1 protein-coding gene is annotated in these 241 nt (G+C 26.6%); it reads right to left on the bottom strand.

Annotated features, from left to right (window positions below; all coding sequences use genetic code 11):
• The coding region (locus SH09_RS13760; RefSeq protein WP_042740193.1) for a hypothetical protein at window positions 1–241 on the bottom strand (241 nt) is incomplete at both ends.

Below are 241 nucleotides of genomic sequence, written 5' to 3'. Positions count from 1 at the left end.
AAAGTGAAAATTCTTTTCATTTATCCAATAGCTATAATTTAAACTTACATTTCTATTGTTTCCTTTATTGTCAGTGAATTCATGCAACATTTGAATGGGTAGAGATAACGGTAATGCAATTCCTTGTTTCGTTGATAGCATTCGTAAAGTTTGTTCTTGTTCTTTTAACCCTTCTTGCATTCTTTCATAAATTTCACTAAACATCTTATTGTGATTATTTATAATGATATTACTTATATTT

It is taken from the genome of Staphylococcus gallinarum (assembly GCF_000875895.1).
GTDB lineage: Bacteria > Bacillota > Bacilli > Staphylococcales > Staphylococcaceae > Staphylococcus > Staphylococcus gallinarum.
This window is presented reverse-complemented; position numbering and strand designations above follow the sequence as displayed.